The sequence below is a fragment of the Streptosporangium sp. NPDC000509 genome, from assembly GCF_042898365.1.
Classification (GTDB): Bacteria; Actinomycetota; Actinomycetes; order Streptosporangiales; family Streptosporangiaceae; genus Streptosporangium.
Map to the genome: position 1 here is coordinate 1 of NZ_JBIAYX010000036.1, position 19,944 is coordinate 19,944.

Annotated in this window: 21 protein-coding genes and 1 rRNA gene; 11 read left to right on the forward strand and 11 right to left on the reverse strand. The window is 69.3% G+C overall.

Going from position 1 to position 19,944, the window contains the following annotated elements; genetic code table 11:
- Window positions 1–75: ribosomal RNA gene (gene rrf / locus ACFY3D_RS38920) — 5S ribosomal RNA — on the forward strand; the annotation flags it as partial.
- 87 nt (window positions 76–162) lie between these two features.
- Here rrf and ACFY3D_RS38925 read toward each other — a convergent pair.
- Entirely contained in the window at window positions 163–600 is a 438-nt protein-coding gene (locus ACFY3D_RS38925; protein WP_389989491.1) for a nuclear transport factor 2 family protein, read from the reverse strand.
- Window positions 601–810: 210 nt separating this feature from the next.
- Between ACFY3D_RS38925 and ACFY3D_RS38930 the strand changes: the two genes are divergently transcribed.
- Window positions 811–1,422 (forward strand): TetR/AcrR family transcriptional regulator, encoded by a 612-nt coding sequence (locus tag ACFY3D_RS38930; RefSeq protein WP_389989493.1) that lies wholly within the window; start codon window positions 811–813, stop codon window positions 1,420–1,422.
- 107 nt (window positions 1,423–1,529) lie between these two features.
- On the opposite strand, the gene ACFY3D_RS38935 is transcribed toward ACFY3D_RS38930, so the two are convergent.
- Window positions 1,530–1,997 carry an Lrp/AsnC family transcriptional regulator gene (locus ACFY3D_RS38935; RefSeq protein WP_389989495.1) on the reverse strand — a complete coding sequence of 156 codons (468 nt, stop codon included), beginning with the start codon at window positions 1,995–1,997 and terminating at the stop codon, window positions 1,530–1,532.
- 131 nt (window positions 1,998–2,128) lie between these two features.
- Between ACFY3D_RS38935 and ACFY3D_RS38940 the strand changes: the two genes are divergently transcribed.
- Window positions 2,129–3,016: a phenylalanine 4-monooxygenase gene (locus tag ACFY3D_RS38940; protein ID WP_362907124.1), complete on the forward strand. Its 888-nt coding sequence runs from the start codon at window positions 2,129–2,131 to the stop codon at window positions 3,014–3,016.
- 155 nt (window positions 3,017–3,171) lie between these two features.
- Window positions 3,172–4,161, forward strand: coding sequence for a serine hydrolase (locus ACFY3D_RS38945; protein ID WP_389989497.1), 990 nt, complete (start codon window positions 3,172–3,174; stop codon window positions 4,159–4,161).
- Between the two features lie 34 nt (window positions 4,162–4,195).
- Here the strand turns inward: ACFY3D_RS38945 and ACFY3D_RS38950 are convergent, their stop codons facing one another.
- The 6 genes from ACFY3D_RS38950 to hisN all read right to left on the reverse strand — a co-directional run bounded on the left by ACFY3D_RS38950 (window position 4,196) and on the right by hisN (window position 9,882).
- A complete protein-coding gene (locus ACFY3D_RS38950; protein ID WP_350949795.1) occupies window positions 4,196–4,915 on the reverse strand; it encodes a response regulator transcription factor in 720 nt (239 codons plus the stop codon).
- Between the two features lie 19 nt (window positions 4,916–4,934).
- Window positions 4,935–5,753 (reverse strand): phosphate ABC transporter ATP-binding protein PstB, encoded by an 819-nt coding sequence (gene pstB / locus ACFY3D_RS38955; protein ID WP_389780401.1) that lies wholly within the window; start codon window positions 5,751–5,753, stop codon window positions 4,935–4,937.
- Window positions 5,754–5,791: 38 nt separating this feature from the next.
- Window positions 5,792–6,682: a phosphate ABC transporter permease PstA gene (pstA, locus tag ACFY3D_RS38960; protein ID WP_389780399.1), complete on the reverse strand. Its 891-nt coding sequence runs from the start codon at window positions 6,680–6,682 to the stop codon at window positions 5,792–5,794.
- Complete coding sequence (pstC, locus tag ACFY3D_RS38965; protein ID WP_389989499.1) at window positions 6,682–7,623, reverse strand: phosphate ABC transporter permease subunit PstC; 942 nt, start codon at window positions 7,621–7,623, stop codon at window positions 6,682–6,684. Before pstC ends, pstA begins: the two co-directional genes overlap by 1 nt.
- The gene (locus ACFY3D_RS38970) at window positions 7,623–8,633 is read right to left on the reverse strand and encodes a PstS family phosphate ABC transporter substrate-binding protein (protein ID WP_389989501.1); all 1,011 of its coding nucleotides are present in this window, start codon (window positions 8,631–8,633) and stop codon (window positions 7,623–7,625) included. Before ACFY3D_RS38970 ends, pstC begins: the two co-directional genes overlap by 1 nt.
- Window positions 8,634–9,078: 445 nt before the next feature.
- Window positions 9,079–9,882, reverse strand: a complete 804-nt coding sequence (hisN, locus tag ACFY3D_RS38975) for a histidinol-phosphatase (protein WP_350949791.1) — start codon at window positions 9,880–9,882, stop codon at window positions 9,079–9,081.
- A gap of 139 nt (window positions 9,883–10,021) precedes the next feature.
- Between hisN and ACFY3D_RS38980 the strand changes: the two genes are divergently transcribed.
- Entirely contained in the window at window positions 10,022–10,465 is a 444-nt protein-coding gene (locus ACFY3D_RS38980; protein WP_362521333.1) for a DUF4442 domain-containing protein, read from the forward strand.
- Window positions 10,466–10,535: 70 nt separating this feature from the next.
- Here ACFY3D_RS38980 and rsgA read toward each other — a convergent pair whose 3' ends face one another.
- Window positions 10,536–11,594 carry a ribosome small subunit-dependent GTPase A gene (gene rsgA, locus ACFY3D_RS38985; protein ID WP_350949802.1) on the reverse strand — a complete coding sequence of 353 codons (1,059 nt, stop codon included), beginning with the start codon at window positions 11,592–11,594 and terminating at the stop codon, window positions 10,536–10,538.
- Window positions 11,595–11,661: 67 nt separating this feature from the next.
- The gene (aroA, locus tag ACFY3D_RS38990) at window positions 11,662–12,939 is read right to left on the reverse strand and encodes a 3-phosphoshikimate 1-carboxyvinyltransferase (protein ID WP_350949789.1); all 1,278 of its coding nucleotides are present in this window, start codon (window positions 12,937–12,939) and stop codon (window positions 11,662–11,664) included.
- 183 nt (window positions 12,940–13,122) lie between these two features.
- Here aroA and ACFY3D_RS38995 point away from each other — a divergent pair, with 183 nt between their 5' ends.
- Entirely contained in the window at window positions 13,123–13,860 is a 738-nt protein-coding gene (locus tag ACFY3D_RS38995; RefSeq protein WP_389989504.1) for an SOS response-associated peptidase, read from the forward strand.
- An 11-nt stretch (window positions 13,861–13,871) separates the two neighbouring features.
- Here ACFY3D_RS38995 and ACFY3D_RS39000 read toward each other — a convergent pair whose 3' ends face one another.
- On the reverse strand, window positions 13,872–14,609 hold the full coding sequence (locus ACFY3D_RS39000; RefSeq protein WP_350949787.1) for a methyltransferase domain-containing protein: 738 nt from the start codon (window positions 14,607–14,609) through the stop codon (window positions 13,872–13,874).
- A gap of 357 nt (window positions 14,610–14,966) precedes the next feature.
- Here ACFY3D_RS39000 and ACFY3D_RS39005 point away from each other — a divergent pair, with 357 nt between their 5' ends.
- The 5 genes from ACFY3D_RS39005 to ACFY3D_RS39025 all read left to right on the forward strand — a co-directional run bounded on the left by ACFY3D_RS39005 (window position 14,967) and on the right by ACFY3D_RS39025 (window position 19,935).
- Window positions 14,967–15,503 carry a sigma-70 family RNA polymerase sigma factor gene (locus ACFY3D_RS39005; RefSeq protein WP_386206211.1) on the forward strand — a complete coding sequence of 179 codons (537 nt, stop codon included), beginning with the start codon at window positions 14,967–14,969 and terminating at the stop codon, window positions 15,501–15,503.
- Between the two features lie 64 nt (window positions 15,504–15,567).
- The gene (rsrA, locus tag ACFY3D_RS39010; RefSeq protein ID WP_350949785.1) at window positions 15,568–15,834 is read left to right on the forward strand and encodes a mycothiol system anti-sigma-R factor; all 267 of its coding nucleotides are present in this window, start codon (window positions 15,568–15,570) and stop codon (window positions 15,832–15,834) included.
- 51 nt (window positions 15,835–15,885) lie between these two features.
- Window positions 15,886–16,830 carry an NAD-dependent epimerase/dehydratase family protein gene (locus tag ACFY3D_RS39015; RefSeq protein ID WP_389989506.1) on the forward strand — a complete coding sequence of 315 codons (945 nt, stop codon included), beginning with the start codon at window positions 15,886–15,888 and terminating at the stop codon, window positions 16,828–16,830.
- Window positions 16,831–17,302: 472 nt separating this feature from the next.
- Window positions 17,303–18,658, forward strand: coding sequence for an HD-GYP domain-containing protein (locus ACFY3D_RS39020; RefSeq protein ID WP_389989508.1), 1,356 nt, complete (start codon window positions 17,303–17,305; stop codon window positions 18,656–18,658).
- Window positions 18,655–19,935 carry an HD-GYP domain-containing protein gene (locus ACFY3D_RS39025; protein ID WP_389989510.1) on the forward strand — a complete coding sequence of 427 codons (1,281 nt, stop codon included), beginning with the start codon at window positions 18,655–18,657 and terminating at the stop codon, window positions 19,933–19,935. The genes ACFY3D_RS39020 and ACFY3D_RS39025 overlap by 4 nt, the downstream gene beginning before the upstream one ends.
- Window positions 19,936–19,944: the final 9 nt, after the last annotated feature.

Sequence of the window (19,944 nt, forward strand, 5' to 3'; positions counted from 1 at the left end):
AACCCGGAAGTTAAGCTCTTCAGCGCCGATGGTACTGCACCGGGGACGGTGTGGGAGAGTAGGTCACCGCCGGACAATCTTTCATGAGAGGGCTCTCACCGTTTGGTGGGGGCCCTTTCGTGCTTTCCAGGGGTCCTTCACGGGTTTTACCAGAGGTGACCGTCAGGTTCGCTGTGGCTGCCCCATGATTTCGATCATGTTCAAGGTGTTCTGGTATTCCCTCCAGTTGACGATTTTCCCGTCCCGCACCCGGAGCACCCCGATGAAGGGGGAGGACGCCTGCCGGCCGGTGGCGAGGACCCTGCCGGCGAGCTCGTACTCGACGACGATGACCTCGGGGTCGGCGGTCTCGTGAACGACCACGTCGCGGACCTCGTCCAAGGCGAACCGGTCGGCGAAGGCGGCCTGTTCGGGGCCAGAGAAGAGCAGGAACGCCTCCTTCCCCTCGTGTCGCCTGGCCATGCCGGGTGGAGCGAAGGGGATTTCGACGACGGCGTTCTCGGCCAGTTCGTTCCCGAAGCCGCCGAGGTTCTCCAGCCAGTGTCGCCGCACGCGCTCGAAGATCTCGCGGGGACCGGGGGTGACGGTGGGCTCGGTCATGGTGGATCCCTTCGTGACGGCCGCTGGACGGCCATTAAGGTGAGTGGGAACTCATCTTAATAATCATGAGTGGCGACTCACTTTGTCAATGCCGTCCTCACACGCGAAGAGGCCGCACTTCGTGGGCACGAGCAGAGTCGACAGGGAGCGAACGGTGAGATGGGCGGGCGGCGAAGGACAAGGACGACAAGGACAGGGAAGACTGGCTGGATGACCACCACGAATCCTTCGGCGGGCGAGACAGGCCCGTCCGGTGGCGCCAGGCCGTTGCGTGCGGACGCCCGGCGCAACCGCGAGCGCATCCTCGCCGCCGCCGAGGCCGTCTTCGCCGAGAAGGGCACCTCCGCGTCGACCGAGGAGGTCGCCGCCCGTGCGGGGGTGGCCATCGGCACGGTCTTCAAGCACTTCCCGACGAAGCAGGCCCTGCTGCAGGCCATCATGAAAGGCCTCCTGGGCAGGTTGGACGGGGAGATGGCCGTGCTCGCCGTCGATGACGCGCCTGGAGAGGCGCTGTTCACCTTCGTCGCCCGCATGGTCGAGCAGGCGGCGCGGAAGAGGACGGTCGTCGGTCTCCTGGCCGAGACAGGTGTCGATCTCCAGGTCGCGAGTTCGGTGCGGATGTTGCGCGACGGGATCGAGACGCTTCTGGTCCGCTCCCAGGAGGCCGGTACGGTTCGTGACGACGTCCGTCTCGACGAGGTGATCGCCCTGCTGACCGGTATCTGTCAGGGCGCCCTCCACGCGGGCTGGGACGACGACCTGAGGCGTCGCACGCTGGCCATCGTGTTCGCCGGTCTCCGGACACCTGAGGCCCGCCGATGACCCGTCTCCCGGCCCACCGAGGGGAAACAACGGCATCACGGACGCGAGCTCACGGCATCTACGAGATCGTGGACGTCCTCGGCCGAGGCGGAGGAGAGCAAGCGGCCTCAAGCGCCGGAGGCGGCACGGAGCAGGGGCTCGATCCGGTAGGGGACCTGGATGGAGAGGGCGATCGTGGTGTCCGTCCGCTGGACCGCGGGCGAGGCCAGGATGCGGGCGATGATCTCCTGGAGGTCGGGGGTGCTGCGGGCGACCACCCGGCAGAGCAGGTCGGCCTGGCCGCTCGTGCCGTACACCTCCAGGATCTCGGGTAGTGAGTCCAGGGCCTGGACGGCCTCGTCCAGGCGCCCCTGGGCGATCTGCAGTGAGACGAACGCGAGGATCGGGTATCCGGCACCCTCGGGGGTGACGGTGGGCCCGAAGTCGACGATGACACCGCGGGCGATCAGCTTCTCGACGCGGGCCTGCACGGTGCCCCGGGCCACGCCGAGCAGGCGGGCCAGCTCGGTCAGGCCGATGCGCGGGTTGGCGCGCATGGTGACCAGGAGGCGGCCGTCCAGCTCGTCGATCGACATCTCCTCGGGTCCTTGTCAGATTGGGCGATTCGACCAGCATAGACGAGGTGCCACGGTACGTTTCTGTGCGGATCGCCCAGTACAACTGGCTGCTCTTGCCAACGTTTCCGGATATTGCTGTCATTTCATTTATGTTCGAGGAAGCGCAGTACTTCGCACCGGTGGCGACCCGTGACGACGGCTCGATCGAGGTCGAGCTCGGCACCGGTCATCCCGGTTTCGCCGACCCGGTCTATCGTGCGCGCCGCAACGCGATCGCCGCGCTCGCCATGGAGTACGTGCCGGGTACGCCCATCCCGACAGCCGAGTACACCGACCAGGAGCACGAGGTGTGGGCCCTGGTCAGCCGGGAGCTGGGCCTGAAACACCACAAGTACGCGACCGCCGAGTATTTGCGCGCGGCCGATCGGCTCGGGTTGCCCGCCGAGCGCATCCCGCAGCTCCAGGAGGTGAGCGAGCTGCTGGAACCGCTGACCGGGTTCCGCTACGTCCCGGCCGCAGGGCTGGTGCCGCTCAGGGATTTCTACGGTGTCCTGGCGGACGGGCTCTTCCACTCCACGCAGTACATCCGGCACCACTCCACGCCGCTGTACACGCCGGAGCCCGACGTGATCCACGAGGTGATCGGGCACGCCAACGCGCTGGCCTCCGACCGCTACTCGCGGCTCTACCGCCTGGCGGGAGCGGCGGCCCGGCGGGTCGAGGGCAAGGAGGCGCTGGAGTTCATCTCGAAGATCTTCTGGTTCACGATGGAGTTCGGCGTGATGACGGACCAGGGCGAGCTGCGGGCGTACGGCGCGGGCATCCTGTCCTCGTACGGGGAGATCGAGGAGTTCCGGGGGATGGACATCCGTCCGCTGGACATCGCCGCCATGGGCACTACGCACTACGACATCACGAAATATCAGGACGTACTCTTCCGGGCGGAGTCGCTGGAGCACCTGGAGGACGTCGTCGGGGACTTCTGGGCGACCTGCGATGACGAGGTCATCACCCGGCTAATCGCGGACGTTCGCTAAGAGCGGGCATCGGTCCGGCGGGATGTTCTATAGCGCACGTCCTGTTTCCGGCTAGATTTCGCTTGATCGTCTTATTGCTATGTGTAGTGGGATATATCCCGATCGTCATGTAATGGGGGAGACGGTTGGGGTGGAGGATGAGAGCAAGGAAACGGGTGGCCGCCGCTGCCGTCCTGCTGGTCACCGCGCAGGCCGCCGCCTGCAGTACGTGCCAGGGCCTGACACCGGTGAGCATGCCGTTGCCCTCCCCCACGCGACAGGCCGCCCCTGTCGCGCCGCCGGGCCCTCCTCCCGCTGTGCCGTTCCTGGCCGCGGTCCCGGCGCCCGTCTTCCCCGGCGCCGGGGCACCTCACGACTCGGGACGGGTGCGCGCCGCCCGCTCGCCGAAGATCCTTCCCAAGGAGCTCGGCCGGAGCCTCGACGTGTTCCTCGCCGGGTACGGTGGCAGAACCGCCGCCTCGGTGAGCGACCTGGGCACCGGCCGGCGCTACCACTACCATCAGGCCCTGCAGCTGCCGTCGGCCAACACCTCCAAGGTGGGCATCCTGACCGCACTGTTGCTCGGGACGCGCTGGCATCGGCTCGGTGAGCGGGTCAGGTCCGACGCGAGAAACATGATCCGCTTCAGCGACAACGAGGCGGCCGACCGGCTGTACGAACGGATCGGGCTGGAGTCCGGCCTTGCCGGTGCGAACCGCAGGCTCGGTCTCAAACGCACCTACACCCCCCACGGGGGGTGCGCGACCCAGTACTGCTGGGGCGTCGCGCAGACCACCGCGGAGGACCAGATCCGGCTGGTCAGGGCTCTGGCCACCGGTAAGAGTCCGCTGGCCCCCGCGGAACGCCGCAGGGCGCTCGGACTGATGAAGAGGGTGACACCCGAGCAGAAGTGGGGGATCAGCGCGGGGGCGTGCGAGGGCGACCAGGTGTCACTGAAGAACGGCTGGCTGCGGCACGCGGCGAACGGGCGCTGGGCGGTCGCGAGCGCCGGGCTGATCCGCGGGCACGGGCACGACTACGCGGTGGCCGTACTCACCGATGACAGCCCGAGCATGGAGACGGGCATCGCGAGGGTCGAGGGCGTGGCCGAGCGCCTCATGGCCGCCTTCCGAGGCGGGCCCGGTTGCGAGGCGGCCGCGAACTGAGCCGAGCGCCTTCGCGGCCCGCGGGAGGCAGGCGTTACGCCGTTCTGTCGACCAGCCGGTACCCCACTCCTCGCACGGTCTGGATCAGCCGGTCGTCGGTGTCGCCCAGGCGGGCGCGGAGGCGCTTGACGTGCACCGCGATGGTGTTGGTCGAGGTCGTGTCGGTGGAGTGCCAGACGTGCCGCATGATCTGCTCCCGCGTCACCGTGCGGTGCGCGTTGCGCATCAGGTAGTGCAGCAACTCGAACTCGCGCAGCGGCAGGTGGACGATCCTGCCGTCGACCTTGACCTGGTAGGCGTTGACGTCAAGTTCCACCCTGCCGACCACGAGTGCCCTGCGGGTCCCCGACTCGCCGTTGAAGGCGGAATGGATCAGGGGAAGCAGTTCGGGCACCCGGTAGGGCCGGGCCACGCACGCGGTGGCTCCGGCCGCCAGCGCCTGGACGGCCTGCTGGGCGTGACCGTCGCCCACGCCCAGCAGGACGGGGATCGCCCGCGTCAGCCGTACCGCGCGGACGAACTCCACCGCCCCTATGACCGGCAGCGAGGCGCTGACGAGAACGACGTCGGGGCGCAGCGCTCCGGCCTGCAACAGGGCCTGGGCGCCGTCGGTGACGCCCATGACCTGCAGACCTTCGCGTTCCAGGGCCGTGGCCAGGTCGTGGACCATGGCCGCCTCCGGGTCGGCCACCAGCAGCATGGGCGCCGTCCGTGTGTCCCCGTCCACCTCTGGTGCCGTCTGCGGCTGGATCACCAGGATCCTCCAATGTGGGTTAGCCGAAGCGGCCGGTGATGTAATCCTCGGTCCGCTTGTCGCTGGGATTGGTGAAAATGCGGCTCGTCTCGTCGAACTCCACCAGACGGCCGTGCCGCACTCCGGCCTCGTCCACCTCGGCGGTGAAGAAGGCCGTGCGGTCCGAGACGCGGGCGGCCTGCTGCATGTTGTGGGTGACGATGACGATCGTGTAGTCGCGCGTCAGCTCCTGCATCAGGTCTTCGATCTTGGTGGTCGCGATCGGGTCCAGGGCCGAGCAGGGCTCGTCCATCAGGATGACGTCGGGCTTCACCGCGATCGCCCGCGCGATGCACAGGCGCTGCTGCTGTCCGCCGGACAGGGAGAGCGCGTTCTGCTTGATCTTGTCCTTGACCTCGTCCCAGAGCGCGGCCTTGGTGAGCGCCTCTTCGACGATCTCGTCCATGTTGCCCTTGGTGCCGTTGACCCGGGGACCGTAGGCGATGTTGTCGTAGATCGACTTGGGGAAGGGGTTCGGCTTCTGGAAGACCATGCCGATCCGGCGGCGGACCTCGATCGGGTCCACGTGGTCGCCGTACAGGTTCTCGTCGTGGTACCGGATCTCGCCGACCGCGCGGGCGCCGGGGATCAGGTCGTTCATCCGGTTGAAGCAGCGGAGCACGGTGCTCTTGCCGCAGCCGGAGGGGCCGATCATGGCCGTGATCTCGCGGTTGCCGATGGTCAGGTTGACCCCGCGCACCGCCTCGTAGTCGCCGTAGAAGACGCTGAGGTCGGAGACGGTGAAGACCGGGTCGAGGGCTTCGATGGTGCGGGGGACTTCGGGTCCGCGCACGTTCACGTTCGGCACGGAAATTCCAATCTCGGACATCTCTTACCTCACCAGCGCTTCTGATAGCGGTTACGGAGCCAGATGGCGACGGAGTTCATCAGGAGCAGGATCGCCAGCAGGATCACGATCGCCGCCGCGGCGAGAATGGCGAACTCCTCCTGGGGGCGGCTGATGAAGCTGTAGATCTGCAGCGGCAGGACGGTGAAGCTGCTCCAGACGCCCTCGGGGTTGAACCGGACGAGCGTCGCGGCACCGAGCATCAGGAACGGGGCGGCCTCGCCGATCGCGCGGGAGAGTGCCAGGATCGAGCCCGTCGCGATGCCGGGGATGGATGCCGGGAGCACCTGCCGATAGATGGTCTGCCACTGGGTCGCGCCCAGGGCGAGCGAGCCTTCGCGGATCGACGGCGGCACCGCGCGGATCGCCTCGCGGGCGGAGATGATCACGATGGGCAGTACGAGCAGCGAGATCGTGACCGCGCCGGTCATCACGGTGAAGCCGAACTGCATCCAGCGGGCGATGATGCCCAGTCCGAGGATGCCGTAGACGATCGAGGGAACGGCCGCCAGGTTGGAGATGTTCAGCTCGATCAGCTTGTTGTACCACTTGGTCCTGTCGGCGTACTCCTCGAGGTAGATCGCCGCGAGGATGCCGGTGGGCAGGGCCATGAGCGCGGTGAGCGCGATGATCCACAGGGTGCCGAAGATGCCCGACTGGACGCCGGACGTCTCCGGGCGGCGGATCGAGGGCTGGTTCTCCCACAGCATCGAGTTGAGCCGCGGCCAGCCCTCCTCGACGACGTAGACCAGCAGCATGACCAGGAACAGGAGGGCGATCGCGAGGCTGGCCAGCAGCGCGACGCGGAAGAGGTGTTCCTTGAGGGGGCGCCCCTTGCTCGCCAGCTGTACGGCCGAGCGGGGTGTGGAGAGGATGGCCATCAGTCGTAGACCTCGCGATACTTCTGGACCATGCGGGCGCTGAGGTAGTTCATCGCGAAGGTGATCACGAAGAGCAGGGAACCCACCGCGAAGATGGTCTTGTAGGCGATCGAGCCGACCGAGGCGTCACCGGAGCCGGCCTGGGCGATGAAGGCCGCCATCGTGGACATCTCATCGCCCGGGTAGAGCGTGAAGACGGATTTGAAACCACCGGCGATCGCGACGATCATCGTCTCACCCGCGGCCCGGGAGATCGCCAGGATGACGGCGGCGACGATGCCGGAGAACGCGGCGGGGACGACGACGCGCACCGAGGTGAGCATCTTGGAGGCGCCGAGGGCGTAGGAGCCCTCGCGCAGGCCGTTCGGCACCGCGGCCATCGCGTCCTCCGACAGCGACGCGACGATCGGAATGATCATCACGCCGACGAGGAGGCCGGCGGCGAGCGCGTTCTTGCCGTCCAGCTCCAGGAAGGGGAAGAGGTCCCTCAGCAGCGGGGTGACGAAGGTGAGGGCGAAGAAGCCGAAGACCACCGTCGGGACGCCCGCGAGGATCTCGAGCACCGGCTTGAAGATCTTGCGGGTCCTGCGGGAGGCGTACTCCGACAGGTAGATCGCGGAGGCCAGTCCGAGCGGGACGGCGACCACGATGGCGATCAGGGTGATCTCCACGGTGGCGACGATGAGCGGCCACACGCCGAACGCCGGCGGGTTGAACAGCGGTCCCCAGTCGGTGGAGCCGAAGAACTCCGCGAAGCTCACCGAGGCGAAGAACTCGACGGTCGGTTCGAGGAGCGCGATGACGATGCCGATCGTGGTCGCCACCGACACCATCGCCGCGGCCAGGAGGATGGCCTTGATGACGAACTCGCCGTAACGCGGGCGCGACCGCGCCAGGGACGCCGGGGTCCCTGGAACGGTCGTGCGGTGCTGAGCCGACATCAGCCGGCGCTCTTCAGCGTGGTGATGTCAGCCTTGAGCTTGGCCTCCTGCTCGGCGTTGAGCGGGATGAACTTCGCGTCCGTGGCGATCGCGTGGATGTTGGTCGCGTAGAAGTCGAGGAAGGCCGCGACCTCGGGCCGCTTCACCGCGGTGGCGGAGGGGTAGACGAACAGCGGGCGGGAGAGCGGGGTGTACTTGCCGGCCTGGGCCGACTCGACGCTCGGGGCCACGCAGCCCTCGCCGGAGTCGACCTCCAGGGCCTTCAGCTTGTCCATGTTCTCCTCGAAGTAGGTGAAGCCGAAGTAGCCCAGCCCACCCTTGGCGCCCGCGACACCGGTGACGATGTCGTTGTCGTTCTCGCTCGGGCTGTAGTCCTTGCGGCTCGCGCCCTCTTCACCGTTGATCTCGTCGGTGAAGTAGTCGAAGGTGCCGGAGTCGGTGCCGGGGCCGTAGAGCTTGAGCGGCTCGGCCGGGAACTTGGCGTCGACGTCCTTCCAGGTCTTGACCTTGCCCTCGGCGGCCGGCTCCCACATCTTCTTGAGCTGGTCGGTGGTGAGGCAGGTGGCCCAGTCGTTGTCCTTGGAAACCACGACGGTCAGCGCGTCGACGGCCACCGTGAGCTCGGTGAAGGTGATGCCCTTCGCCTCGCAGGCCGCCTTCTCCTCGTCCTTGATCGCGCGGGAGGCGTTGGAGATGTCCGTCTCGCCGGCGCAGAACTTCTCGAAGCCGCCACCGGTGCCCGAGGTGCCGACCGGCACCTTCACCTGCGGCTGCTCCTCGCCGAAGAGCTCGGAGGCCGCCTGGGTGAGGGGGGCCACGGTGCTGGAGCCATCGATCTTGACCTCGCCGCTCAGGGCCGCACCGGCGCCGGGCTCGGCCGAGGAGGCGCTGCTGGCGGCGGTGGTGCTGCCGTCACTGTTGGGCTTGGCGTCGCCACCACACGCGGCCGCGAGCGATACGACGAGCGCGGCCGTCGCCACCGCGCTGAGGCGGCGCTGTCCACTGGTCACGGTATGTTCCTTCTCCGTAGTGAGATCCGTTCTCGATGACTTTGATAAAAGTGGGGCAAAGTGAACGGAGATGAAACGAGCCATGACCGGGGCCGGAAGAGGTAGGCCCACGGATGTGAATACCGATGCGTCGACGGGAGTTCGATCTCGGTTTCCGCTCCGGTAGGCCCGGTGGGCGGGGCGTCGGGGACTCCCAGGTCCGGGCGTGACCCGGCGAGGAGGCCGTGTCGCGGGAACGTTCCCGGCTCGGGCCGCGATCTCCCGGACTTGCCGATCTGTTCACCTTCCCGACATCCGGCGGAAGGTAACGCGGCCGGACCCGTGGCGCGGCGCTTGACCGGAACCGCGGGTGGACGCCCCCGGCCGGGGAGGTGGCGGCCCTGCGAGCGGGTGGGTGCCCCCGCGCCCTTCGCCGGAGGGCGGCCGGGGGAAGGGGGAGGAACCGCTAGGCGGGCAGGGTGAGCGGCCCGCCGCCGAGGCGCTTGAGGACCTCGCCGTGCAGGGAGCCGTTGCTGCACAGCAGGCTGCCGCCGTCGACGTCGGGAACGCCGGACAGGTCGGTCCAGATGCCGCCCGCCTCCTCGACGATCACGGTCAGCGCCGCGATGTCCCAGCGGGAGAGCTCCGGCTCCGCCGACACGTCGACCGCGCCCTCGGCGACCAGCATGTGCGACCAGAAGTCGCCGTAGGCGCGGCTACGCCAGACGGAGCGGTTCAGGTCGAGGAACGCGTCGAGCTTCCCGGCCTCCTCCCAGCCGCCGAGGCTGGAGTAGGAGAACGAGGCGTCCTCCAGTTGGGCGACGGAGGAGACCTGACACTTGGAAGCCTTGGTGAGGCTCTTGCCGGTCCAGGCGCCGCTGTCGCGGGCCGCCCACCAGCGGCGGCCGAGCGCGGGGGCGGAGACGAGACCCACGACGACGCGGCCCTGGTCCATCAGGGCGATGAGCGTGGCCCAGACGGGCACTCCGCGCACGTAGTTCTTGGTGCCGTCGATCGGGTCGATGATCCAGGAGCGCTCTCCGTGGCCGCTCGCGCCGAACTCCTCGCCGATGACGGCGTCACGGGGCCGGGCACGGCCGAGGGCGGCGCGGATCGCCTCCTCCGCCGCCTTGTCGGCGTCGCTCACCGGTGTGAGGTCGGGTTTGGTCTCCACGCGCAGATCCATGGACTTGAAGCGGCGCATGGTCAGATCGTCGGCCGCGTCGGCCATGACGTGCGCGAGGCGAAGATCGTCGTTGTAACCCGTCACGGGCGTCAACGCTATCGTGTCGGCGGCCGAATGGCGGAGGTCGGGGAGCAAGCGGAACAATCGTGTCGCGTCCTACCAGGCCGGGATACCGCGTGAAACATCCGTTGGCATCGGTGTTACTCGCGAGTAGCATTCCGGTATGACCTTTGATGTGGGTGACTTCATGCTGCAGAGCGTCCCGTTCGCCAGGACGCTGGGCATCTCGTTCGACAAGGTGGAACCGGGCTTCGCCGTCGCACGCATGGCGGACCGGGCGGAGCTGCACAACCACGTGGGAGGCCCGCACGCCGGAGCCCTGTTCAGCGTCGCGGAAACGGCCTCCGGCGCCGCGATGCTCTCCACCTTCGGCGACCAGTTGTCACGGGCCACCCCGCTGGCCAAGAGTGCGGCGATCCGCTACCTCAAGCTCGCGAAGGGCGAGGTCGTCGCGGAGGCCCGCCTGCGGGCGTCCCGCGAGGAGGTCGTGGCCACACTGGACGCGGGGGAACGCCCCGAGTTCGACGTCGCCGTCGAGATCAGGACCGCCGACGGCACCCTCGTGTCCGAGATGACCGTCGCCTGGGCCTTCCGGTTGAACCACTGACGCGTTGACGTCGCGGCGCACGCCCGTCGCCGAGCCGCCTCGCCCCCCGGGGGCGGTCACCGGCGCGTCCTCAGGACTGGTCGTCGTCGGAGGCGCCCTCGCGGCTGGCGAGCAGGCGGCGCAGGGAGGCGAGCCGGACCGGGTCGGCGTGCCCGGCCGCCACCCAGGCGTCCAGGGCGCACTCGTCGGAGAGGTGGTTGCACCCCTTCGGGCACTGGACGGTGCCCTCGACCAGGTCGGGGAAGCCCGCCAGGACCGTCTCCACCGAGACGTGGGCGAGCCCGAAGCTGCGTACCCCGGGGGTGTCGATGATCCAGCCGCCCTCCGGCAGCTCCAGGGCGACGGCCGAGGTGGAGGTGTGACGGCCCCGGCCGGTCACCGCGTTCACGTGTGAGACGGCCCGGTTGGCGTCCGGGACCAGGGCGTTGACCAGCGTCGACTTGCCCACCCCCGAATGGCCGACGAGCACGCTGATCCGGCCCTTCAGACGCTCTCGCACCTCTTCCAGGCCGCCGCCCTTCTGGACCACCACGTACGGGACCCCAAGAGGGTCGTACAGCGAGACGAGCTCGTCGGGTGTGGCGAGGTCGGACTTGGTGAGGCAGAGCAGCGGATCGATGTCGGCGTCGAAGGCCGCGACCAGCATCCGGTCGATCATGCGGGGCCTGGGCGGCGGGTCGGCCAGGGCCGTCACGATGACGAGCTGGTCGGCGTTGGCGACCACCGGGCGCTCGATGCCGTCGGTGTCGTCGGTGTCGTCCGCCGAACGGCGCAGCATGGAGACGCGGGGCTCCACCCGCACGACGCGGGCGAGCGTGTCGGCCATGCCGGAGACGTCGCCCACCAGGGCCACCCGGTCGCCGACCACGATGCCCTTGCGGCCGAGCTCGCGCGCCTTCATCGCGACCACGACCCTGCCGCTCATCGCGGCACCCTCGGCCTGGTCCTTCTTGCGGCGGCGGCCCTTCTCGCCCGCCGACTCGACCAGGCACGTGTAGCGCCCGCGGTCGACGGCGACCACGAACGCCGCGACCGCGTCCTCGTGGGCAGGGCGGATCCGGGTCCGGGGCCGGGATCCCTTTCCCGGCCTGACCCTGACGTCGTCCTCGTCGTACTCGCGCTTTCTCAGTTTCTCCGCCTTCTCCGGCCCGGCGCGTCCCCGAGGGGGACCGCGGGGCCTACCGGCCGCTCACCCCTCACCGCGCGCCGCGCAGCATGTCCGCCCACATGGCGGCGAACTCGGGGAGGGTTTTACCCGTGGTGGCGATGTCCTCCACCTCGACGCCCGGCACGGCCAGCCCGATCACCGCTCCGGCGGTCGCCATCCGGTGGTCGGCGTAGGAGTGGAACACCCCGCCGGTGAGCGGGCGGGGCCTGATCTCCAGGCCGTCCTCGGTCTCGTTCGCGTCGCCGCCGAGGCCGTTGATCTCGGTGACGAGGGCGGCGAGCCGGTCGGTCTCGTGCCCGCGGATGTGGGCGACGCCGCCGATCCTGCTGGGCGAGCTCGCCAGGGCGGCGAGCGCGGCGATCGTCGGGGTGAGCTCGGACACGTCGCGCAGGTCGGCCTCGATGCCGACGATCCGCCCGGTGCCGGTGACCGAGAGCCCTTCGGGCGTGTGCTCCACCGAGGCGCCCATGTCCGCCAGGAGCGTACGGAGCTGGTCGCCCGGCTGCGTCGTCCGCGCGGGCCAGCCGGGAATGGTGACCGTGCCACCGGTCACCATGGCGGCGCACAGGAAGGGCGCCGCGTTGGACAGGTCGGGCTCCACGGTGAAGTCCCGCGCCCCGATGGGGCCGGACTCGACCCGCCAGACGTCGGGCTCGGAGTCGTCCACCACGACGCCGAACTCCCTGAGCATCTGGACGGTCATCCGGATGTGCGGCTGCGAGGGGATCGGCGGGCCCTCGTGGCGCACCGTCACCCCCTTCTCGAAGCGCGCTCCCGCGAGCAGCAGGCCGGAGAGGAACTGCGACGAGCCCGAGGCGTCGAGCCTCACCTCGCCGCCGGCCAGCGGCCCTCGCACCGTGAAGGGCAGCGCGTCGCCCGTCACCTCGGCACCGAGGGCACGCAGCGCGCGCAGGATCGGGCCCATCGGCCGCTTGCGGGCGTGCGGGTCGCCGTCGAAGAAGACCTCGCCCTCGGCGAGCGCCGCCATCGGCGGCACGAAGCGCATGACCGTGCCGGCCAGCCCCACGTCGATACGGGCACCGCCGGTGACGGGGCCGGGCGTGATCGCCCAGTCGACGCTGGAGGCGCTCTCGTTGGAGGGGACCATCGTCGCGCCCAGCGTCCGCAGCGCGTTCGCCATCAGGTCGGCGTCGCGGCTGCGCAGCGCCAGGCGTACCGTTCCCGGTCCGTCGGCCAGCGCGGCGAGCAGGAGCGCACGGTTGGTCACGGACTTCGAGCCGGGCAGGGGGACGGTCGCGCGGACGGGTTCGGTCGCGGTCGGCGCGGGCCACAGCGGAGCGGACATGGGCAAAAGCCTACCGGTGCCCGCCTCACGCCGCCCGTGCGTGCCGTGGGGACGGATAGGACAGATGGGACGGCGGGGGCGGAGGGGCGGCCGAGCTCGGATGGGAGGCACGCCGGAGGGCGGCAAGATCGGAAAACGGGGTCGGGAACGTCCCGGCGTGTCGCGGCGTGGCAAAGTGGAGGTATGTGCGGGAGATACGCGTCTGCGCGGGGCAAGCAGGAGTTGCTGGAGGAGTTCCAGGTCGAGCTCGACGGAGCGGCCGACGAGGAGCTCGGGCCCGACTACAACGTCGCGCCCACGAAATCGGTGTACGCGGTGATGAGCCGGGTGCCGAAGTCGGCGCCGGGCGACCGGCCGATCCGGCAGCTCCGTGTGGTCCGCTGGGGACTGGTCCCCGCCTGGGCGAAGGACCCGTCCATCGGATCCAAGATGATCAACGCGCGGGTGGAGACGGTGGCCGAGAAGCCCGCCTACCGCAAGGCGTTCGCCGAGCGCAGGTGCCTCATCCCCGCGGACGGCTACTACGAGTGGGCCGTGCTGGACGAGAAGGACGCCAAGGGCAAGCCGAAGAAGCAGCCCTACTTCGTCCGCCCCGCCGACGGCGGCGTGATGGCGATGGCGGGACTGTACGAGTTCTGGCGGGACCGGAGCCGGCCCGACGACGACCCGCTCTCGTGGCTGGTGACCTGCACCGTCATCACGACCGACGCCGTGGACGAGGCGGGCAGGGTCCACGACCGCATGCCGATGCTGATCGAGCGCGACCGCTGGGGCGAATGGCTCGACCCGGGGACGCCCGACGCGAAGGGGTTCCTGATCCCGGCCGGCTCCACGGGCCTGGAGATCCACCCGGTCTCCACCGCCGTGAACTCGGTGCGGAACAACGGCCCCGAGCTCGTCGAGCCCCTGAAGGAGGAATAGACGGATGCCCGCTAGGGGCGCCGGGCGCTGGCCACCAGGTGGATGCCCACCGTGTCGTCGTCGTCCGGATGGGTGTCCAGCTCGGTGTTGACCAGCCAGGTGAGCGCGCGGGAGTCGGAGGCGAGCACGTGGTCGACCGTCGAGGGGGACAGCACCGTGCGGGGCCGTATCCACTCGACCTCCAGCCCGGCGTCGGTGAGCAGCTCGCGGAGCTGGGCGCTGCTGAAGCAGCGGGTGATGCTGCCGTCGGGCCAGGGCACGAGCATGACCTCGCCGGTCTGGCGCAGATGGGCCCAGTAGTTCTGCTCGGCGAGGATCGCCATCCCCAGCACCAGGGAGTCGACGCAGACCAGGGCACGGCCGCCGGGGCGCAGGACCCGGGCGACGTCGTCGATCGCGGACTCGGCCATGAGCTCCACCGACATCGCGCGCTCCTCGGCGAGCACGGCGTCCACGCTGCTGTCGGGCAGGAAGCGCAGGTCGTCGGCGCGCACCTGGCTCACCCTGGAGATGTCGTGCGGCGGCTGGCCGTCCGTGGGCCTGCGGAAGTCGACCACCTCGACCACCCGATGTCCCGACTTCGCCGCCTGGACACCCCAGCGGCCGTCCCCGCAGGACATGTCGAGGACGGTGGACGGTTTTTCCGGCAGCCATCGGCTCAGTTGCTCGGCCACGACCGCGTGGTAAAAGGTCCAGTACGGCCCGAGCGCACCTGAGCCGTTCAGCTCTTCGGCCGGGATGGGCAGCACAAGCAGCTCCTGGCGTCGGGAGGATCCGGTGGTCTTTCAACTACCTGCCGGTACGTATCTTCTTTTTCCCCGTACCGGGTCGTTCGTCACCTTCTATCTTGCGGGAACAGATGACAGTGCGGGTGTGTTGCAAGCGGACAACGCACGATCCTTTCGGAGGTTGGCAAGCAGATGCTCGCCTTGATCGAACCCGTCACCCGCCCCGGTGATCGGCCTATCCCCGTCGAGCGGGTATTCTCCGCTCAGTACGGTGTCCCGCGTCAGCAGGACTCCGGCGATCTTAAGGGGGTGGGTCAGGTCCCTGCGACAGACGAGGAGACTCTGGAGCAGCGGAGCACACGGTTCGAGCGGGATGTCATGCCCTATCTCGACCAGCTTTACTCCGCCGCGCTTCGGATGACCCGGAACCCCGCGGACGCCGAGGACCTTCTTCAGGAGACCTTCGCGAAGGCCTTCGCGTCTTTTCACCAGTTCCAGCAAGGCACGAACCTCAAGGCGTGGCTTTACCGGATCCTGACGAACACTTTCATCAACAATTACCGCAAGAAGCAGCGGGAGCCCAAGCAGTCGGGCGCCGAGGAGATCGAGGACTGGCAGCTCGCCAGGGCCGAGTCGCACACCTCGGCGGGGCTGAAGTCGGCGGAGATCGAGGCGCTCGAGCATCTCCCCGACACCGACGTGAAGCAGGCGCTGGCCGCGCTTCCCGAGGAGTTCCGCATCGCGGTCTACCTCGCCGACGTCGAGGGCTTCCCGTACAAGGAGATCGCCGACATCATGGGGACCCCCATCGGGACCGTGATGTCGCGGCTGCACCGTGGCCGCCGCCAGTTGCGGACCCAACTTGAGGACTACGCCCGCGAGCGTGGCCTGGTTCCCGCGGAGGGTGCGAAGTGAGTGCGCGAGACAGGAACGACGAACCCGTCGGCACGGGCCTCTCGGCCAGGGGCGGGGTGATCGCGTGAGCTGCGGCGATCACCACGACACCGACTGCCGCGAGGTTCTGGACAAGGTCTACACCTACCTCGACGGTGAGCTCGACGAGAGCAACTGTGCCGAGATCCGCGTGCATCTGGACGAGTGTCACCCCTGCCTGGAGGAGTACGGCCTGGAGCAGGTCGTCAAGCAGCTCGTCGCCAAACACTGCGGCTGCGACCAGGTCTCGGCCGACCTGAGGGCGAAGGTGCTCAGCCGTATCGACCAGGTGCGCTCCGAACTGGCTCGCTGACCTCCTAGGATCTGTCGTACGGCCTTGGGCGTACGACGATGGGGGTTCACCATGCGCATACTCGTGACCGGCGGGGCGGGATTCATCGGATCCACCCTCGTCGACCGGCTGCTGGCCGACGGGCACGAGGTGGCGGCCGTGGACGACCTGTCGGGCGGTGATCACGGCAACCTGGTCGGCGCCGCGAGGAACCCCCTGTTCGCCCTGCACGTGATGGACATCCGTGACCCGGCCCTGATCGGCCTCGCCGCCGAGTGGAGGCCCGAGGTCGTCTGCCACCTCGCCGCGCAGATCAGCGTGCGCAAGAGCGTCGCCGACCCGGTCCATGACGCGCGGCTCAACGTCGAGGGCACCGCGTCGGTCCTGACGGCCGCCCACCGCGGAGGCACCCGCAAGGTCGTCTTCGCCTCCTCGGTCGCGGTCTACGGCAGGCCGGCGGTCATCCCGGTCCCCGGCGGCGCGGCGACCGACCCGCGTTCCCCGTACGCGGCCTCCAAGCTGAGCGCGGAGACCTACCTGGCCACGTTCAAGGCGCTCCACGGCATCGACTACACCACCCTGGTGCTCTCCAACGTCTACGGCCCGCGCCAGTCGCCCGACGGCGAGGCGGGGGTGGTCGCCATCTTCACCGACGCGCTGCTCAACGGCACCCCCACAGTGGTGTACGGCGACGGCACCCAGACCCGCGACTACATCTTCGTCGACGACGTGGTGGACGGCCTCGCCCGCGCCTGCGGCACCGAGGGCGGCGGTGGCCGGTTCAACCTGGGCACCGGCGTCCAGACCACCGACCGGAGGCTGCACTCCCTGATCGCGGAGGCGGCGGGTGTCGCCGACGAGCCGGGCGAGGCCCCGGCGCGCCTGGGTGACCTCCCCGCGATGGCCGTCGACCCGGCTCCTGCTTTCGAGGGGCTCGGCTGGCGTCCCCAGACGGAGCTGGCCGTGGGGCTGAAGAGCACCGTCGACTGGGCGAGGAGCAGGCTCGCGAGCCTGTGACGCGAAAGGCCTCCGGGAGACCGTCGGCGTGAGCGCCGATCACAGACCCGTCCGCGTGGCAGGTGGCGATCACTCAGGCGCGATCCGACGCGAAGGATCCCGCGTGCCCGTCCGCCTGTCAGGTGCCGATCACAGATCCGTCCGCGCGGCGAGTGCCGATCACAGGTCCGTCCGCGCGGCGAGTGCCGATCACCCCGGCGCGATCCGACGCGAAGGATCCCGTGCGCCCGCTCGGGTGGCCGGCGCGATCATTGGCGCGGCTCCGAAACCCGATACTCCGGATATTCATGGCTCACAGTGATTGCTTGATTACGCTTTGCTTGCGATTGGTCGTCTCGCCCTCCTGGGCAGGTTCGCTTCGATAGCCTGGGTGCGAAATCAACGTGGAGGCAGCGCATGTTGAAGGAAACGGTCACCTCAGTCTTTCCTGGGATTTCCTGGACCTGAGCACGCGCCCTTTAGGAACCCTAAGGTGGCCGCTTTGCGTGGACTGCCGTGGTTTGCCAAGGTCTATCTGATCCTTGTCATCGGAGCCGCGTTCGCGCTGCTCGGATACAACGTGGTCTCGGGCGGCGGGCTGGATCTGCTCGACTGGTCCAACCTCATGGTCCTGGCTCTGCTGTTCCTGGTGTGCGAGTCGGTGCCCACCCTGCTGCACGTCCGGCAGGCCGCGGTGTCGGTCAGCTTCTCCGCCGTGCTCGCCGCGGTGGTGCTGCTCGGCCCGGAGGGAGCGGCGCTGGTCGGCATGACGGCGATGTTCAGCGTGCGGCCCGGCCTGCCACTGGTGAAGCGGCTGTTCAACAGCGCCCAGTTCGCCATCTGCGGCTACGTCGCCGGCGGGGTCTACGTGTGGCTCGGCGGCAGGCCGGGGGTGCCGACCGTCGCCGGGTTCGACGACATCATCGTGCCGTTCGCGGGCGCGGCGGCCGTCTTCGTGCCCCTCAACTTCGTGCTGATCGCGCTCGTGCTGAAGCTCACCGGTCAGGCCGACCAGGTGCCGCTGCGGGGCGTGGCCCAGTTCATGGTCTCCTACTTCGGCTACGCCACCTTCGGCCTGCTGATCGCCGGATTGTGGGCCACGGTCAACTCGATCTCCGCGGTGCTCGTGCTGCTCCCGCTCTTCGTGGCCCGCTGGGCCTTCGGCCAGTATCTCGCGCAGCAGCGCTCCTACGACGCGACGATCGCCGCGCTCTGCCAGGCCGTGGAGACCAAGGACTACTACACGCGTGGCCACTGCACCCGCGTCTCCAAGGCCGCGGGCATGATCGCCGAGGAGATCGGCATGGGATCGGAGCGGTTGCGCGCGATCCGTTACGCGGGGATGCTCCACGACGTGGGCAAGCTGGGCGTGCCGACCAAGGTGCTGCAGAAGGACGGCCCGCTCAGCGAGGAGGAGTTCGCCGCCATCCAGCTCCATCCGATGCGCGGGCTGGAGATCGTGCGCGGCATCGACTTCCTGGACGAGGCGTTCGCCGGGATCATGCACCACCACGAGCGGCAGGACGGCAAGGGTTACCCGATGGGGCTGGCGGGCGACGAGATCCCGGAGTTCGCCAGGATCATCGCGGTGGCCGACGCCTTCGACTCGATGACCTCCGACCGCTCCTATCGCAACGCCCGCTCGCGCGAGGTGGCGATGACCGAGCTGCGCAAGGGCGCAGGCACCCAGTTCGACCCGGTGATGGTGGTGGCGTTCGTCAAGGCCGTCGACCGGCACGGCTGGGAGCCGCCGCGCACGGTCGTCACGCCCCCGGCCGACGTGACGGAGACGACCGCGAAGGACCACGACGACCCGACCATGCCCATCCAGGTGGTGTCCGAACGTTGAACGGCTCCGGCACCGGCCGCGTTCTCCGGACGCTCGACTCGGGACAGCTCCTGCTGATCTGCGCGGCGGGACTCGTGGCGGTGGCCGGGGTGGCCCACACGGCCGCGACCGGCCTGCTCGACCCTCAGATCGCCGTCGCCTTCGGCGCGCTGATCGCGATCGGCGAGCTGGTCAGGCTCACCATGCCCGGCAACAGGGAGGTGGCCCCGATCGGCGCGGCGGCCGCCCTCGGTTACACGCTCCTGCTGGACATGGGGGGTGTCCCCACCCTGCATTCGGCGTTGCAGGTCGTCGCGGTGCTGTCGGTCGGCATGGTGGCGGGGGCGCTGCCGCACCTCGCGGTGGGTCGCCCGCCCCAGCTGGACGGGATGGCGCGCAGGCTCTTCACCGGTGCCCTGCTGGCGCTGGCCTACCGGCCGCTGGCGGGGCCGCTGTCCGACCTCGCGGGGGGAGGGGAGAGCGGCTGGTGGCCCGCGCTCGGCGTGATGGCCCTGCTCATCCTGATCATGGTGATGGTCGACGTGCTGCTCGCCGCCGTGCTGCGGGCCGAGCAGGTGCGTGCCGCCCTCAAGGTGGCCGTCCGCGACGAGTTGCGGATGGCCGCGCCGCTGGGAGCGGCCGTGGCCGCCTCCGGCATCCTGCTCGCGCTCGCCTCGCACAGCATGGGCATGACCGCGCTGCTGGTCTTCGCGGCGCCGCTGCTCGTCACTCAGGTCGCCTTCCGTAAGTACGCCGGGATCAGGGCCACCTACCTGCAGACCGTACGGGCGCTGTCCCGGGTCACCGAGGTCGGCGGGTACGTCGAGCCGGGGCACTCCCGCCGGGTGAGCCGCCTGGCGGTGGCGGTGGGGCGGGAGCTGGGCATGGCGGAGCCCGAGCTGCTGGAGCTCGAGTACGCCGCGCTCATGCACGACATCGGCCAGTTGTCGCTGCGCGATCCCATTCCCGGCGGTGCGACGGTCCTCACCGACCCCGAGCAGGCGCGGCGCATCGCCGAACTGGGGGCGGAGGTGATCAGGCAGACCGGGGTGCTCGACCGGGTGGCCGAGATCGTCCGCCGCCAGTGTGACACCTGCGCGGAGGCGCCTCCGATGGCGAGCCGCATCATCAAGGCGGCCAACGCCTACGACGACCTCGTCGGCGGTTCCAGCGACCGCGACCGGGCGGGCGCCGCCCTCGAACGGCTCCGGCTGGGCGTGGGTCAGGAGTACGACCCGACGGTCGTCGAGGCGATGGCCCGGGTGATCGACAGGCTGGCTCCGATCCACCGGCTCTAGACCTCTCGC